The sequence below is a fragment of the Paraburkholderia polaris genome (genome assembly GCF_012927345.1).
GTDB lineage: Bacteria > Pseudomonadota > Gammaproteobacteria > Burkholderiales > Burkholderiaceae > Paraburkholderia > Paraburkholderia polaris.
Genome location: NZ_JABBGJ010000026.1, coordinates 21,027 through 36,017 on the forward strand (window position 1 = coordinate 21,027; position 14,991 = coordinate 36,017).

Consider the following 14,991-nt stretch of genomic DNA (forward strand, 5'->3'; position numbering starts at 1 on the left):
ATCGGTGAACGGGTATTATAGGGGTTGGGTCCGCTGCAGAGGCCATCCATAGCCATTCGGCCAGGCCTCGCGCACGGTCCTGAAACACCGTTTTATGAAGCAAGGAGGTGGGTTTGTTGTCCAGGGTGCGTTTCGATCTCGACACGCTCAAACGGCTCGCGCAGTTTGCCGCGAAGCGAAGCAGCGAAGACCGCATTCCGCAGGTGGCCGGCAGCCTCACGTTCACCACCATGCTCGCGCTCGTGCCGCTCGCCACGGTCGCGTTCGCGCTGTTCACCGCGTTTCCGATTTTCAGCTCGTTTCAGATGTCGCTGCAGATTTTCCTCGCCGACCATCTGATGCCTGCGCAGCTCAACAGTCAGATTTTCAATTATCTGAACCAATTCGCGTCGAAGGCCAAGGGCCTGACGACCATCGGCATGATTTTTCTGTTCGTCACCGCCGTCATGACAATGATGACCGTGGAATCCGCTTTCAATGTGATCTGGCGGGTGCGCAAGGCGCGGCCGATCGCGCAGCGCATTCTGGTCTACTGGGCGATCATCACGCTCGGGCCGATTCTGATCGGCGTGAGCCTGTCGATTTCTTCCTATCTGTTCACGCGGTCCATGGCGTTCACGGGCGCCCAGCATATCCCGCCGGTGATCGACTGGGCGCTGACCGGGGCATCGCTACCGTTGACGGCGCTCGCCTTCACGATGCTTTACGTGTTTCTGCCGAACTGCCGGGTGGAATGGCGCGACGCGGTGATTGGCGGGATTACTGCCGCGATCGCCTTTGAACTCGCCAAGCGCGGCTTTGGCTTCTACGTGCGCCGAATTCCCACCTACACCGCGGTGTACGGTGCATTTGCCGCTGTGCCGCTATTTCTGTTGTGGATGTACCTCTGCTGGTTCATCGCACTGGCCGGCGCGATGATCGCGTCGGCGTTGCCGGCGATCCGCATCGGCCAGTTTCACCGGCCGACTTTCGCGGGCAGCGATCTGTTCGATTCGCTTGAGCTCCTCGCGCGGCTCTCAGAAGCGCGCGATGCGGGCAAGCGCGGCTACACGGTGCCGGAGCTCTCGCGAATGCTTCGCCGCGAGATGGGCACCACGATCAACTTGCTGCAAAAGCTCGAGGAGATCGACTGGATTGCGCGCCTGGAGGACGACGGTGCGCGTCCGCACTTTCTGCTGCTGGCAAATCCGGCGCAGATCACGGTCGAGCGCCTGTTCGACCTGTTCGTGATCGACCGCGCGGAGCTCGAATATCAGCTCGAACTGAGCTCTACGCGCGTGGATGGCCAGACGCTTCTGGCGGCGCTGGAAAACGACAAGCTGAAAGTGACGCTCGCTACGCTGCTGGCGGCACGTGCTGCCGCGCGGGCCGCGCGTAACCAGGAAGGCGAGCAGGGTACTTCTTCAATGCCACATCAGGCCGCCTGAAGCGGCAACCTACAGCGAAATCTTCCCCACGCAGATGTCCTTGAACATCACCCAATCGCCCATCAGGCTATAAAGCGGATGCCGGAAGGTAGCCGGCCGGTTTTTCTCGAAGAAGAAATGCCCGACCCAGGCAAAGCCATATCCGCAGATTACGGCGGCCGGCAGCCATAACCAGTCACCGGTGGCGAGCGCCATGGCGAGGCAGCCGATCACGCCGAGCGAACCCACGAAATGCAGCCGCCGCGATACCGTGTTGCGATGCTCGCTCAGGTAGTACGGATAGAACTCCGCAAAACTCGCGAAGTGATCGGTGTGCGCGGTTTGAGCCATCACGGCCTCCGAATGTCGACGCTACTCGATTCCGTGCCCGTCGCTTCCAGGTTGCCGCGCCGCGCGTCGACATGCTCGGAACGCGCTCGAAACAGGACAGGCTTAACCCATTGTGCGGCTATCGGACCACGCGCGCAACCTGGCCATTTGGCCGATGGCACGCGTCTGCCTGTGCGGTTATCGTGACGACTCGCAGCAACTATTGAACGCCGTGTGGAACGCCGCTTACGGCCTTCGAGGCAAAGCTGAACAGCGCGTCGAGCGTGGCATCGGGCTGCTCGGTCATCAGGGCATGGCCGGCTTCGAGTATGACGGTGTCGACCGGCACGCCGGTTTGAGAGAGCGCGTCGGCGAGCGCTTTGGCCGCGCGCGGTGGCGTCATCGCATCGCGCCGGCCCACGATCAAGCGCGTCGGGCAACGCACCTCAGCGGCGCGTGCGATGCCGTCCGCGTAGCTATTGCAGGCGGTGAAGTCGGTGTGGAACAGGTGCGGCTCGCCGTTTGCCGAGACGCGTTCCATGAGTCGCTGGTTCATGCCGTGCAGCCAGAAGCCCGGGCCGGGGCACGACGGCTTGGCGGCGAACGTCGAATGCGACCATTGATTGACCATGTCGATTGCATCGGGCTCGCGATGCAGGGCGGCGTCGAGCAAGGTGTCGGAGACGGTCATCGGCACGGCGGTGGCGAGCAGCGCTAGGTGCGTTACGCGCGCCGGATAGCGGCCGGCGAAGTCGAGTGCGATCAGCGAGCCCATGCTGTGGCCGGCCACGAAGGCGCGCTGTACGCCGGCGGCGTCCAGCACGGCGGCCAGCCAGTCGGCCATTGCCGTCACGGTGGTGAGCGCCGGGCCGGCGCTGCGGCAGTGTCCGGGCAGATCGACCGCCAGTACGCTGAAGCCATGATGAGCGAAGTAACGCGTTTGCAATGCCCACACGCTATGGTCATGTTCGGCGCCGTGGATCAACACGGCGGTCGGCAGGCCGGGGTCGAATGGTTTGCCGCCGGTATACGCGTAGGCGGCCTTGCCTTGAACGGTGAGGATCATGCGGACTCCGGGCGGGGGTTGACCGCATCGGCGGATGGGGCGGATGGGTTGCCGTGGGCTGGAGCGGCGGATGAGCCGGATGGGTTGCCGTGGGCTGGAGCGGCGGATGAGCCGGATGGGTTGCCGTGGGCTGGAGCGGCGGATGAGCCGGATGGGTCGCTGTGGGCTGGAGCGGCGGATGAGCCGGAGAGGTTGCCTTGGGCCGAAGCAGCGGATGAGTTGGAGGGGCCGTTTTTCGCCCCGCTGGACGGACCGGATGGTCCGCTCCCAGGCGCGGTCGTCCCGCCCGCTTTCTGCGCGGCTTTCAGCGCACGCTTGAGGTCGTCGATCAGATCGTCGGGGTCTTCGAGGCCGATCGAGAGTCGGATCGTGCCTTCGGCGATGCCGGCTGCGGCGAGCGCGGCGGCGTCCATGCGGAAGTGCGTTGTCGACGCGGGATGGATGACCAGCGAGCGCGCGTCGCCGACGTTCGCGAGATGCGAGAACAGCGAAAGCGTTTCAATAAAGCTGCGCCCTGCGGCACGGTCGCCGCGCAGATTGAAGCTGAACACCGCCCCCGCGCCGCGTGGCAGCAGACGCTTTGCGAGCGCATGGTCCGGATGCGACGGTAGTTCCGGGTAGGCGACGGCTTCGACGGCAGGGTGCGTGCACAGGAATTCGACCACCTTGCGCGTATTCGCGACGTGCCGCTCCATGCGTAGCGGCAGTGTTTCGATGCCTTGCAGCAGTTGCCAGGCGGCCTGGGGATGCAGGCACGCGCCGAAGTCGCGCAAGCCTTCGCGGCGCGCGCGCAGGAGGAACGGCGCGACTGTGCTTTCCTCGGCGAATACCATGCCGTGAAAGCCTTCGTACGGTTCGGTCAATTCGGGGAAACGGCCGGACGCGTTGAAGTCGAAGGTGCCGCCGTCCACGAGTACGCCGCCGATCGTGGTGCCGTGGCCGCCGAGGAATTTGGTCGCCGAGTGATAGACGAAGTCGGCGCCATGCTCGAACGGTTTGAGCAGGTAGGGCGTGGTGAAGGTCGAATCGACCAGCAGCGGCACGCGGTGCTCATGTGCGAGCTGCGCCACCGCGGCGATATCGAGCACGTCGAGGCCCGGGTTGCCAAGCGTCTCGCCGAACAGCAGGCGTGTGTTCGGGCGCAGCGCGGCGCGCCACGCGTCGAGGTCGCCCGGTTTGACGAAGGTCGTCTCGATGCCGAAGCGCCGCAGCGTGTAGTGCAGCAGGTTGTGCGAGCCACCGTACAGGGCGCTCGAGGCGACGATGTGGGAGCCGGCGCCCATCAACGTGGCGATCGCCAGATGGAGTGCGGCCTGGCCGCTGGCTGTACCGATCGCACCCGCGCCGTTTTCCAGCGCGGCAACGCGTTCCTCGAACACGGCCACGGTCGGATTCGAGATGCGCGAATAGACGTGGCCGGCGCGTTCCATATTGAAGAGCGCCGCGGCGTGGTCCGAGTCGCGAAACGAAAACGAGGTAGTCTGGTAAATCGGCGTGGCGCGCGCGCCGGTGGTGGGGTCGGGCGCCGCGCCGGCGTGCAGCGCAAGCGTATCGAAACGGTTGGCGGACATCCTGGGCGGCGAGGCCACGGACGGCCTCGCGAAAGGTGAAAGTGGCGGCCATCCTATCACCGGCATGGCTCGCTTCAAGCGCGGTTTTCCCGATGCGCGCGCTCGGGATGGCGCCGGACCGGCCTTGCAAACGCCCGTTGCGCCTTGGTGGGCGGCCCGCTTTCCTTTTATGGGCCTTTCCGCTAGGATCGAAAATCATTCAGGCATTATCAGCTTAGCGGGTATCACGGAGACAGATCATGCGAGTCAGCGACATTCTTAAAGTCAAAGGCAACACCCTTTTCACGGTCACGCCAGATACAACGCTGCACGACGCAGTCAATACCATGGCCGAGCACGACATCGGCTCGCTGGTCGTGATGGAATACGGCGACCTGGTCGGCATGCTGACGTTTCGCGAAATTATTCTGACCTTGAGCAAGCATGGCGGCAGCCTAGGTACCTCCACGATCCGTAAGTTGATGGACGATCATCCGCTCACCTGCACGCCCGAAACGGACGTCAACGAGGTTCGTCGCATGATGCTCGAGCATCATGTGCGCTATTTGCCGGTGATGGAAAGCCGCACGCTGATGGGCGTGATCTCGTTCTACGACGTCGCGAAGGCGGTGGTCGAAGAGCAGGGCTTCGAAAACCGCATGCTCAAGGCCTACATCCGCGACTGGCCGGAAGAACCGCAGGAACAGCAAGCGGCGCCGCGCTAATCAAGTAACGCGCGGTGGCTCACCGCGGCGCTCGCGCCGTTGCCGTGAGTGTGAAGATGCGGTCAAGGCGCGCGCGAAAGCGTGCGCTTTTTTTGTGTCTGGTCCTTTCCCCTGTGTTGGTCTTTTAGCCCGCTTTTAGCCCGTTCCCGAACTTCATGAGCGATCGACCGTTACCTGCTGCCCGCCGTGCCGCCCGCCCTCACGAGTCGCACGAGTCGCAGTTCCGCCTGCTCGGTCAGCGCCGCTTCGCGCCGTTTTTCTGGACCCAGTTCCTCGGCGCGATGAACGACAACGTGTTCAAGATCGGCTTCACATCGCTCGTCACGTATCAGGCGGCGCGCTTTTCCGGTGTCGATCCGAAAACGGCCGCGTTCCTGATTTCGGCGATTTTCATTTTGCCGTTCGTGCTGCTGTCGGCCACCTCCGGCCAGATCGCGGACAAGTACGACAAGGCGATGCTCACGCGCTTCGTCAAAAGCTTCGAGATCGTCGTGATGTTGATCGGCGGCGCGGGTTTCTGGCTGCATAGCGCGCCGCTGCTGTATCTGTGCACGTTTCTGATGGGCGTCCATTCGACTGTGTTCGGACCGGTCAAGTACTCATATCTGCCGCAGCATCTGTCGAAGTCGGAACTGGTCGGCGGTAACGGGATGGTTGAGATGGGCACCTTCGTCGCGATCCTGATCGGCACGATCGTCGGCGGCGTGGGCGCTGGATTCGTCGAGCATGGCGCCGTGGTGCTGGCCTGCGCATGTGTCGGGATTGCGCTGGTGGGGCGGCTGGTGTCGAACTTCGTGCCTGTCACGGCGGCGCCGCAGCCGGATCTGCGCATCAACTGGAACCCGGTCAGCGAGACGTGGCGCAACCTGAAGCTCGCGCGAGAAAACCGGACGGTGTTTCTGAGTCTGCTGGGGATTTCCTGGCTGTGGTTCGTCGGCGCGACCTTTCTGTCGTCGTTTTTCAGCTTTGCGAAAAACGTGCTGTCCGCCGATCCGGATGTTGTCACCGTGCTTCTCGGTACGTTCTCGATCGGCATCGGTTTGGGTTCGCTGATGTGCGAAAAGCTCTCGAAGCGGCGCATCGAAATCGGCCTCGTGCCGCTCGGCTCGATCGGCATGAGCGTGTTCGCGATCGATCTATTCTTCGCGAGTCATGCGTTGCCGGCCGCCGGGCATCTGCTGAGCGTCGGCGAATTCCTGGTGCGGCCTGCCCATTGGCGCGTGCTGGCCGATCTGTTTCTGTTGGCCATGTTCGGCGGCTTCTATAGCGTGCCGCTCTATGCGCTGATCCAGAGCCGCAGCCAGCCGAGCCATCGCGCACGCATCATCGCCGCGAACAATATTCTGAATTCGCTGTTCATGATCGTTTCGGCGTTGATGGCGATGGGGCTGACCGCGGCGGGTTTCAGCATTCCGGCGATTTTCCTCGTTACCGCGTTGCTGAACATTGTCGTCGCGACGTACATCTATTCGCTCGTGCCCGAGTTTTTGCTGCGCTTTATTGCCTGGGTGCTGGTGCATACGTTCTACCGGATTCGTCTGGTTCATGCCGAGCGGATTCCGGAAGAAGGCGCGGCCGTGCTGGTGTGCAACCACGTGAGCTTCGTCGATGCGATCGTCATCATGGCCGAGAGCCCGCGGCCGATCCGCTTCGTGATGGACTATCAGATCTTCAAGTCGCCGTTCGCCGGCTGGGTGTTCCGTCATGCGAAGGCGATTCCGATCGCGCCCGCCCATCAGGATCCGGCGCTGCTGGCGGGCGCCTATGAGCGCTGCGCCGAGGCGCTCGCCGAGGGCGATCTGGTCTGCATCTTCCCGGAAGGCAAGCTTACGAAGACTGGCGAGATGAATCCGTTCCGCCACGGCGTGACCGAGATCATCCGCCGCACGCCGGCGCCGGTAATACCGATGGCGTTGCGCGGACTGTGGGGCAGCGTGTTTTCGCGCGCCAACGACGCGCGCTGGCCGCGACCGATCCAGAAGGGCGTGATGAGCCGGCTGACGCTGGCGGTGGGTGAGCCGATCGATCCGGCGCAGGCGTCGCCGGAAGTGCTGCAGCAGATCGTCACCGAGTTGCGCGGGGCGCGGAAGTAGCATGGGGATTGCTGCACTCGCTCCCGGCTTGTCCAGAAGACATAGGCCGGCACGCAACCCGGCCCTAGGCCCATAGGGCTGGCATAATAGTGCCTTCCCCGCATTTCTTTGGACGACGCCCATGTCCGGCAACACGCTCGGTACGCTTTTCACTGTCACGACCTTCGGCGAATCGCACGGCCCCGCTATCGGCTGCGTGATCGACGGCTGCCCGCCGGGCATGGCGCTTAGCGAAGCCGACATTCAGCTCGAACTCGACCGCCGCAAGCCGGGCACGTCGCGCCATGTCACGCAGCGCCAGGAAGAAGACAAGGTCGAGATCCTGTCGGGCGTGTTCGAAGGCCAGACCACCGGCGCGCCGATCGCGCTTCTGATCCGCAATACAGACCAGCGCAGCAAGGATTACGGCAATATCGCGGACACCTTCCGGCCCGGTCACGCCGACTACACCTACTGGCAAAAATACGGCATTCGCGACTATCGCGGCGGTGGCCGTTCGTCAGCTCGTCTGACTGCGCCGACGGTGGCGGCCGGTGCGGTAGCGAAGAAATGGCTGCGCGAAAAATTCGGTACCGAGATCCGCGGCTACATGGCGGCGCTCGGCGAGATCGACGTGCCGTTCGTCGACTGGGTTCACGTGCGTGAGAACCCGTTCTTTGTGCCGAATGCGGAGATCGTGCCGGAACTCGAAAATTACATGGATGCGCTGCGCAAAGACGGCGATTCGATCGGCGCGCGTATCAACGTCGTGGCTTCAGGCGTGCCGGTCGGGCTTGGCGAGCCGCTGTTCGACCGCCTCGACGCGGACATCGCGCACGCCATGATGGGCATCAATGCGGTGAAGGGCGTCGAGATCGGCGCGGGCTTCGCCAGCGTCGCGCAACGCGGCTCGGTGCACGGTGATGAATTGACGCCGGAGGGCTTCGTCGGTAATCACGCGGGCGGCGTGCTCGGTGGTATTTCGACCGGCCAGGACATCACGGTGTCCGTCGCGATCAAGCCGACTTCGAGCATCCGCACGCCGCGCCGCTCGATCGACAAGGCAGGGCAGCCGGCCATCGTCGAAACGTTCGGACGCCATGACCCGTGCGTCGGCATCCGTGCCACGCCGATCGCCGAATCCATGCTCGCGCTGGTGCTGATCGACCACGCGCTGCGCCACCGTGCTCAATGTGGCGATGTCGCCGTGAGCACGCCGAAGATCGCGGCGAGCGCGCCGTAAAGGGCGCGCTCTGAGCGTCTTCGTACTGCGCGTGCAGCACCGTCTCAATGACTGATCTGAATACCGAGCCGAACACCGAACCGGCAGATAGCCAACTCGCGGACCTGCGCACACGTGCCGCCGCGCCGCATGCCGGCGCGGCCGACTGTCTCGCGTTCGGACAAACGCTGTTGCAAGGCGCCGGGCGCGACAAAGCAGGCCAGAGCGAAGCGCTGGCAGCGCTGGTGCGCGCTTATCAGCTCGATCCCTCTTGCGAACCCACGCTGCTTCACACGATTGCGCAGACGGCATTCATCGTGCGCGACTGGGCACTTGTCGACTCCGCCACAACGTTGCTTCTCAAACAGAACGCCGAAGACGCCAATGCGCTGATCTGGCGCGCCGCCGCCGTGCAACAACGCAACGACTTCGACACGGCCGAGCGGCTGCTGCGCAGAGCAGTGCGTGTTGTGCCCGGCAATCCGGTGGCGCTTCACAAACTCGCGTTGTGCATCAAGGAGCAGGCGCGTCTTGCCGAAGCGGAAGCGTTGCTCAGGCAGGTGCTGGTGTTGTCGCCGAATAACGCGCATGCACTGTTCGATCTGTCGGAGCTCGAAATCCGTACGGGACGTTTCGCCGAGGGCTGGGCGCATTACGAATCACGCGTCGCGTTTGCCGACGACCTGAATAACGCGCAACATGCGCTCGCCGCGATCAGCGCGCATTGGCAGGGCGAATCGCTGGAAGGAAAAACGCTGATCGTGTATGGCGAACAAGGCAACGGCGACTGTCTGTGGGCGGTGCGCTTTCTGCCGCTGCTGGCCGAGCGGGCGCGCCGCGAGGGCGGCCGGGTGATTTTCGGTCACGACGGGCCATTGCGGCATCTATTCGAACGGATGCTGCCGGCCGACTTGCCGCTCGAAACGAGCCTTGAAACGCGGCCTGATTTCCATTGCGGGTTGATGAGCTTGCCGCTGCGGCTTGGCCTCTTCGAAGCCAAAGGGTGGGGCGCGCCGTATCTGAGCGCTGAACCCGCGCGTGTGCAGGCGTGGCGCGAGCGGGTCCATGCGCACACGGCTGGCAAGCCGGGCAATCGCAGGGTCGGTCTAGTGTGGAACGGCAATCCTGACCATATCCGCGATAGGCGGCGGTCGATGCCTGTCGAGCAACTCGAGCCGCTATTGACCGTGCCCGGCGTGACCTGGTTTGCGTTGTCGCCTGGGCGCAGCGAGACGGTCGCGCAGTGGCGGGCCAAGGGTCTCGATGTCGTCGACTTGACCCATCATTTTCAGTCCGGATTCGACGACGTCGCTGCGTTGCTGACGAATCTGGATCTGGTCGTCACGATCGATAGCGGGCCCGCGCATCTGGCCGGAGCGCTCGGCGTGCCGACGTGTTTGATGATCGATCATGTGTCGGCATGGTTTTGGGGCGACGAGTCGCGCGCCACGGCCTGGTACGATTCTATTGAGCTCTTTCGACAGCCGGAGATTGGTGCGTGGGCGCCGGTGCTGGCTAAAGTGCGAGAGCGGATTGAAATGATGCGGGGCGTTTGAGTTTTTTGCTTTGCGGCGATGTCGGCAGTACGTCTCGGCAGTGGATGCCGCTTTGTTTTTTTGCTCGGAGCGATTGTTTGCATGCCGTGCGCGGACCGACAAACAAGCTCCGCGCACGGCAAACCAGCGCCGAATCACATATTCGGATAGTTCGGACCGCCGCCGCCTTCGGGCGTGACCCAGACGATGTTCTGCGTCGGGTCCTTGATATCACAGGTCTTGCAGTGCACACAGTTCTGCGCGTTGATCACGAGCCGCTCGCTGCCGTCGTCGTTCTTCACGAACTCATACACCGCGGCCGGGCAATAACGTGCTTCCGGACCGGCATAGGTCTGCCAGTTCACATTCACCGGCACCGAAGGATCTTTCAGCGTCAGGTGCGCCGGCTGATTCTCTTCATGGTTGGTGTTCGAGATGAACACTGAAGAGAGCCGGTCGAACGTCAGCTTCCCATCCGGCTTCGGATAAACAATCGGCTTGCACTGTGACGCGGGCTTCAGCATCTCGTGATCGGAATGCTGGTGATGCAGCGTCCAGGGCACATTGCCGCCCAGCAGCTTCTGCTCGATGCCGACCATCAGTGTGCCGAGGTACAGGCCCTTGCTCATCCACTGCTTGAAGTTGCGCGCACGATGCAACTCCGTGTGCAGCCAAGACGTCTTGAAGCTCTCCGGATATGCCGTGAGTTCATCGCTGGTGCGTCCTGCCTGCACGGCATCGAATGCCGCTTCTGCGGCCAGCATGCCGGTCTTGATCGCCGCATGCGAGCCTTTGATCCGCGATGCGTTCAGGAAGCCGGCATCGTCCCCCACCAGCGCGCCACCCGGGAACACCAGCTTTGGCAGCGACAGCAGGCCGCCGGCCGTAATCGCGCGTGCGCCGTACGACACCCGCTTGCCGCCTTCGAGGACCGCGCGGATCGCCGGATGCGTCTTGTAGCGCTGGAACTCCTCGAACGGTGATAGGTACGGATTCGTATAGCCGAGACCGACCACGAAGCCCACCACCACCTGGTTGTTGTCCATGTGATAGAGGAACGAGCCGCCGTACGTGTCGCTCTGTAAAGGCCAGCCGGCCGTATGCATCACCAGACCCGGCTTGTGCTTCGACGGATCGATTTCCCACAGTTCCTTGATGCCGATCCCGTAGACCTGCGGGTCAACGCCTTCGCGCAGCTTGAATTTGTCGTTCAGTTGACGGCCGAGGTGCCCACGCGCGCCTTCGCAGAAGAGCGTGTACTTCGCGTGCAGCTCCATGCCGAGCTGGAAATTCTCGGTCGGCTCGCCATCCTTGCCGATCCCGAGGTTGCCGGTGGCGACGCCTTTAACCGAACCATCGTCGTTGTACAAAATCTCAGCAGCCGGAAAGCCCGGGAAAATCTCGACGCCCAGCGCTTCCGCCTGCTGACCCAGCCAGCGCGTGACATTCGCGAGGCTGATCACATAGTTGCCGTGATTCTTGAAGTTATCCGGCAGCGCCCAGACCGGCACACTCTTCGAACCGGTTTCGGTCAGGAACAGGAATTTATCTTCGGTCACGTCCACCGTCAGCGGCGCGCCTTTTTCCTTCCAGTCGGGGATCAGTTCGGTGATGGCGCGCGGATCCATCACCGCGCCCGACAGGATATGCGCCCCGATCTCCGAGCCTTTCTCCAGTACGCACACGCCAATCTCGACGCCTTTCTCAGCCGCCAGCTGCTTCAGGCGGATCGCTGCGGACAGGCCAGCCGGGCCGCCGCCGACGATCACGACGTCGTACTCCATCGACTCGCGTGGACCGTATTGCTCAATGAGACTTGCGGGGGTCATTGATGCTCCTCTTCTTACCGTTAGAATGCTTTTTTCGGGATCGTATTGTGGGCGATGGTCTCCGCCACTGCAACCAGATGAGCGGAGATTAGCACGATCGTTCTATTTATGTGATACGGTATGACCCGCAGTGACGGTCTTGCCGCATCTGTCAACCGCGTCTGTAACAACAACCGAACAAGGGAACGACAATGGGCCGTTCGATCAATCTGGAAGGCAAGGTCGCGCTGGTCACCGGCGCTTCGAGCGGGTTGGGAAAGCGCTTTGCTCAAGTATTGTCGCAGGCCGGCGCCAAGGTCGTGCTGGCGAGCCGCCGCACCGAGCGTCTGAAGGAGTTGCGCGCCGAGATTGAGGCCGCCGGCGGCGCGGCGCACGTTGTCTCGCTCGACGTCACGGATTATCAGAGCATCAAGTCGGCTGTTGCCCATGCGGAGACCGAGGCGGGCACGATCGACATTCTGGTGAACAATTCAGGCGTATCGACCACGCAGAAGCTTTCGGAAGTCACGCCGGCCGACTTCGAATACGTGTTCGACACTAACACGCGCGGCGCTTTCTTTGTCGCCCAGGAAGTCGCCAAGCGCATGATCATGCGGGGCAATAGTGCACAGAAGCCGTCATACCGGATCATCAATATCGCGTCGATGGCGGGCTTGCGGGTGCTGCCGCAGATCGGCCTGTACTCGATGAGCAAGGCCGCCGTTGTTCATATGACGAAAGCTATGGCGCTGGAGTGGGGCAAGCACGGTATCAACGTCAACGCCATCTGCCCGGGCTATATCGATACTGAGATCAACCATCATCACTGGTCGACCGAGCAGGGACAGAAGCTGGTGTCCCTGATGCCGCGTCATCGTGTCGGCAAGCCGGAGGATCTGGACGGGCTGTTGCTGCTGCTGGCGGCCGACGAGTCGCAGTTCATCAATGGCTCGGTGATTGCCGCCGACGATGGGTTCGGTCTCGCCTGAGCGCGGCTTTCGGGCGCCGTTGGGGCTTTATGCGACTTTTGCGCCACTGTCGTGGGGCTTTGCCGCGCTTTATTCCGGCGCCGCCTCGCACTGCCGCCACATCGGATTAGCGCACAGCCGAAGAAACTGTTTTACGCGCGCGGGCCTTCTGTACAAAGAATCCTCGCGTTATGTTGTTTGTCATTTCTGCGCCGGCGCTCTCGCCGGTTTCACCCTCGTTTCAACCCGTTAAAGAAGTACGATGAGCGATTTTCACGCAGTTTTTGAGATGTCGATGCCGATCCGCTGGGGCGACATGGACGCATTCGGTCATGTGAACAACACGGTCTATTTCCGTTACATGGAGCAGGTACGGATTTCGTGGTTCGAACAACTGGGTCTGGCCGGCAGCAACGCCGACGGGCAGGGGCCAGTGATCGTCAATGCGTCGATGGAGTTTCTCAAGCAGTTGCACTATCCCGGCGACGTGATCGGCCGGATGTCCGTGGCCACGCCCGGCCGCAGCAGCTTTGACACGGGGTTCGAACTCGTGCGCGCCGACGATCCGAACACCGTCTATGCCCGTGGCGCTGCGCGCTGCGTGTGGATCGATTACGCCGCTGGCAAGTCGGTTGCGGTTCCGGATCTGCTGCGCGCGACCATCGAGCGCGCGGCGCTGGTTAAAGCGGCTTGATCTCCTGGCTCCCGTAACAACCGCGTAGTCGCGCCCGCAATCGAACCTGGAACCATCCTCACGTTCGCTGCGGGTCGCCCCAAGGCCGGCTTCTCACCGAGCCGGCACCCGATTCCAGCCCTCAATGCCCGAGCAAACGCTGCAATAGCTCGGTCGCGTTCCCCGTATCGTATTTGCGCATCAGCCGCGCGCGGTAGACATCGACCGTGCGCGGACTGATATCCAGCGCGCGCCCGATCTGCTTGCTGGTTTTGCCGGTCACCAGTTGCGCGGCGATTTCCCGCTCGCGAGGCGTCAATTCGACCGCCACGCGCCGCGTCGCGCTCAAATCCTCGAATGTCCACACACCGGCTGCATGTGCGTCGGCGCGTTGCTGCGCGCGGCCCGTCACATGGCACCAGAACAATTCCCCGTTGGCCCGCTTCATGATCCGGTCGTCCGCGTAACTGCCTTGCGCGGTCATGATCGGCGGAATTCGGGTGCCGATTCGCTCGAATTCGTCCGTCGACGGGTACAACACCTGGAACGACTGGCCGAGCAGCGCCTCACGCGTGCAGCCGAATATCGACGCCAGCTCGTCGTTGCAGTCTTCGATGATCCGTTCGCGCGACAGCACGAGTCCGATCGGGGCGAGGTGAAAAGCGGTTTGGTAATCCAGTGCGGGCATGGGCTGGCGGCAAGTACTTATGTATTTTTGCGTATTGTGCCGTATGGCGCGCCCAGCGTACTCTTTCGGGCACATGACAACGCGGCGAAACGTTCGCGGCAGGCATCCTCGCGAGGCAGGGTAACCTGAGCGCAGGGCCGGCCGCGGATGACTAGAATGATGTGTCGGGCATTTGCCCGCTCTCCGTCATATCGAAGTCGCAACGATCCGGATTCGGGTTTCCATAAAGGAAGGGACATACTGATGAACAAGGTCTATCCAGGCGCCGCCGAGGCGCTGAAAGACATCGTCAAGGACGGGCAGACGTTTGCCGTCGGCGGCTTCGGGCTGTGCGGCATTCCCGAGGCGCTGATTGCGGCGCTGCGCGATTCGAAGGTGCAAGGCATCACCTGCATCAGCAACAACGCGGGCGTTGACGGTTTCGGCCTCGGTCTGTTGCTCGAAACGCGCCAGGTCAAGAAGATGATTTCGTCCTACGTGGGCGAGAACAAGGAGTTCGAACGCCAGTATCTGGCCGGCGAACTCGAACTGGAATTCACGCCGCAAGGCACGCTCGCCGAGAAGCTGCGCGCCGGCGGCTCGGGCATTCCGGCCTTCTTCACGAACACCGGCTACGGCACGCTGATCGCCGAGGGCAAGGAAACCCGCCAGTTCGGCGAGAACCACTATGTGCTCGAACATTCGCTGACGGCCGACGTCGCTTTGGTCAAGGCATGGAAAGCCGACAAATCGGGCAACCTGATCTATCGCCGCACCGCGCGCAACTTCAACCCGATGTGCGCGATGGCCGGCAAGATTACCGTCGCGGAAGTCGAGGAAATCGTTGAAGTGGGCGAACTCGATCCGGATGCGATCCACACGCCGGGCATTTTCGTGCAGCGCATTGTGCTCAACGCGAATCCGGAAAAGCGCATTGAACAACGCGTCGTTCGCGCGAAAGGAAACTGA

Annotated in this window: 13 protein-coding genes; 8 read left to right on the top strand and 5 right to left on the bottom strand. The window is 62.6% G+C overall.

Annotated elements, in window-relative coordinates; all coding sequences use genetic code 11:
- The first annotated feature begins 113 nt into the window (after window positions 1-113).
- Complete coding sequence (locus tag HHL24_RS23525) at window positions 114-1,427, top strand: YihY family inner membrane protein (RefSeq protein WP_206002988.1); 1,314 nt, start codon at window positions 114-116, stop codon at window positions 1,425-1,427.
- Between the two features lie 9 nt (window positions 1,428-1,436).
- Here the strand turns inward: HHL24_RS23525 and HHL24_RS23530 are convergent, their stop codons facing one another.
- The 3 genes from HHL24_RS23530 to HHL24_RS23540 form a co-directional block, all read right to left on the bottom strand.
- Window positions 1,437-1,757 carry an Mpo1-like protein gene (locus HHL24_RS23530; protein WP_012433756.1) on the bottom strand — a complete coding sequence of 107 codons (321 nt, stop codon included), beginning with the start codon at window positions 1,755-1,757 and terminating at the stop codon, window positions 1,437-1,439.
- Between the two features lie 199 nt (window positions 1,758-1,956).
- A complete protein-coding gene (locus HHL24_RS23535; RefSeq protein ID WP_169487772.1) occupies window positions 1,957-2,802 on the bottom strand; it encodes an alpha/beta fold hydrolase in 846 nt (281 codons plus the stop codon).
- Window positions 2,799-4,373 carry an O-acetylhomoserine aminocarboxypropyltransferase gene (locus HHL24_RS23540; RefSeq protein ID WP_230417548.1) on the bottom strand — a complete coding sequence of 525 codons (1,575 nt, stop codon included), beginning with the start codon at window positions 4,371-4,373 and terminating at the stop codon, window positions 2,799-2,801. The genes HHL24_RS23535 and HHL24_RS23540 overlap by 4 nt, the downstream gene beginning before the upstream one ends.
- Before the next feature lie 239 nt (window positions 4,374-4,612).
- Between HHL24_RS23540 and HHL24_RS23545 the strand changes: the two genes are divergently transcribed.
- From HHL24_RS23545 to HHL24_RS23560, 4 genes are all read left to right on the top strand, one after another.
- Window positions 4,613-5,077 carry a CBS domain-containing protein gene (locus HHL24_RS23545; RefSeq protein ID WP_169487773.1) on the top strand — a complete coding sequence of 155 codons (465 nt, stop codon included), beginning with the start codon at window positions 4,613-4,615 and terminating at the stop codon, window positions 5,075-5,077.
- Between the two features lie 155 nt (window positions 5,078-5,232).
- Window positions 5,233-7,170: an MFS transporter gene (locus HHL24_RS23550; RefSeq protein WP_169487774.1), complete on the top strand. Its 1,938-nt coding sequence runs from the start codon at window positions 5,233-5,235 to the stop codon at window positions 7,168-7,170.
- Between the two features lie 121 nt (window positions 7,171-7,291).
- Complete coding sequence (gene aroC, locus HHL24_RS23555) at window positions 7,292-8,392, top strand: chorismate synthase (RefSeq protein ID WP_169487775.1); 1,101 nt, start codon at window positions 7,292-7,294, stop codon at window positions 8,390-8,392.
- A gap of 47 nt (window positions 8,393-8,439) precedes the next feature.
- On the top strand, window positions 8,440-9,927 hold the full coding sequence (locus HHL24_RS23560; RefSeq protein ID WP_169487776.1) for a tetratricopeptide repeat protein: 1,488 nt from the start codon (window positions 8,440-8,442) through the stop codon (window positions 9,925-9,927).
- A 134-nt stretch (window positions 9,928-10,061) separates the two neighbouring features.
- On the opposite strand, the gene HHL24_RS23565 is transcribed toward HHL24_RS23560, so the two are convergent.
- Window positions 10,062-11,735: an electron transfer flavoprotein-ubiquinone oxidoreductase gene (locus HHL24_RS23565; protein ID WP_169487777.1), complete on the bottom strand. Its 1,674-nt coding sequence runs from the start codon at window positions 11,733-11,735 to the stop codon at window positions 10,062-10,064.
- 191 nt (window positions 11,736-11,926) lie between these two features.
- Between HHL24_RS23565 and HHL24_RS23570 the strand changes: the two genes are divergently transcribed.
- The gene (locus tag HHL24_RS23570) at window positions 11,927-12,703 is read left to right on the top strand and encodes an SDR family oxidoreductase (protein WP_169487778.1); all 777 of its coding nucleotides are present in this window, start codon (window positions 11,927-11,929) and stop codon (window positions 12,701-12,703) included.
- 241 nt (window positions 12,704-12,944) lie between these two features.
- Window positions 12,945-13,376, top strand: coding sequence for an acyl-CoA thioesterase (locus HHL24_RS23575; protein ID WP_169487779.1), 432 nt, complete (start codon window positions 12,945-12,947; stop codon window positions 13,374-13,376).
- Window positions 13,377-13,497: 121 nt separating this feature from the next.
- Here HHL24_RS23575 and HHL24_RS23580 read toward each other — a convergent pair whose 3' ends face one another.
- Window positions 13,498-14,043, bottom strand: coding sequence for a LuxR C-terminal-related transcriptional regulator (locus tag HHL24_RS23580; protein ID WP_169487780.1), 546 nt, complete (start codon window positions 14,041-14,043; stop codon window positions 13,498-13,500).
- A gap of 243 nt (window positions 14,044-14,286) precedes the next feature.
- Here HHL24_RS23580 and HHL24_RS23585 point away from each other — a divergent pair, with 243 nt between their 5' ends.
- A complete protein-coding gene (locus HHL24_RS23585; protein ID WP_169487781.1) occupies window positions 14,287-14,991 on the top strand; it encodes a CoA transferase subunit A in 705 nt (234 codons plus the stop codon).

Coding starts and splice junctions, on each gene's coding strand:
- HHL24_RS23530 (WP_012433756.1), bottom strand. CDS start 1,757: ATGGCTCAAACCGCGCACACCGATCACTTCGCGAGTTTTGCGGAGTTC.
- HHL24_RS23535 (WP_169487772.1), bottom strand. CDS start 2,802: ATGATCCTCACCGTTCAAGGCAAGGCCGCCTACGCGTATACCGGCGGC.
- HHL24_RS23540 (WP_230417548.1), bottom strand. CDS start 4,373: ATGTCCGCCAACCGTTTCGATACGCTTGCGCTGCACGCCGGCGCGGCG.
- HHL24_RS23545 (WP_169487773.1), top strand. CDS start 4,613: ATGCGAGTCAGCGACATTCTTAAAGTCAAAGGCAACACCCTTTTCACG.
- HHL24_RS23550 (WP_169487774.1), top strand. CDS start 5,233: ATGAGCGATCGACCGTTACCTGCTGCCCGCCGTGCCGCCCGCCCTCAC.
- aroC (WP_169487775.1), top strand. CDS start 7,292: ATGTCCGGCAACACGCTCGGTACGCTTTTCACTGTCACGACCTTCGGC.
- HHL24_RS23560 (WP_169487776.1), top strand. CDS start 8,440: ATGACTGATCTGAATACCGAGCCGAACACCGAACCGGCAGATAGCCAA.
- HHL24_RS23565 (WP_169487777.1), bottom strand. CDS start 11,735: ATGACCCCCGCAAGTCTCATTGAGCAATACGGTCCACGCGAGTCGATG.
- HHL24_RS23570 (WP_169487778.1), top strand. CDS start 11,927: ATGGGCCGTTCGATCAATCTGGAAGGCAAGGTCGCGCTGGTCACCGGC.
- HHL24_RS23575 (WP_169487779.1), top strand. CDS start 12,945: ATGAGCGATTTTCACGCAGTTTTTGAGATGTCGATGCCGATCCGCTGG.
- HHL24_RS23580 (WP_169487780.1), bottom strand. CDS start 14,043: ATGCCCGCACTGGATTACCAAACCGCTTTTCACCTCGCCCCGATCGGA.
- HHL24_RS23585 (WP_169487781.1), top strand. CDS start 14,287: ATGAACAAGGTCTATCCAGGCGCCGCCGAGGCGCTGAAAGACATCGTC.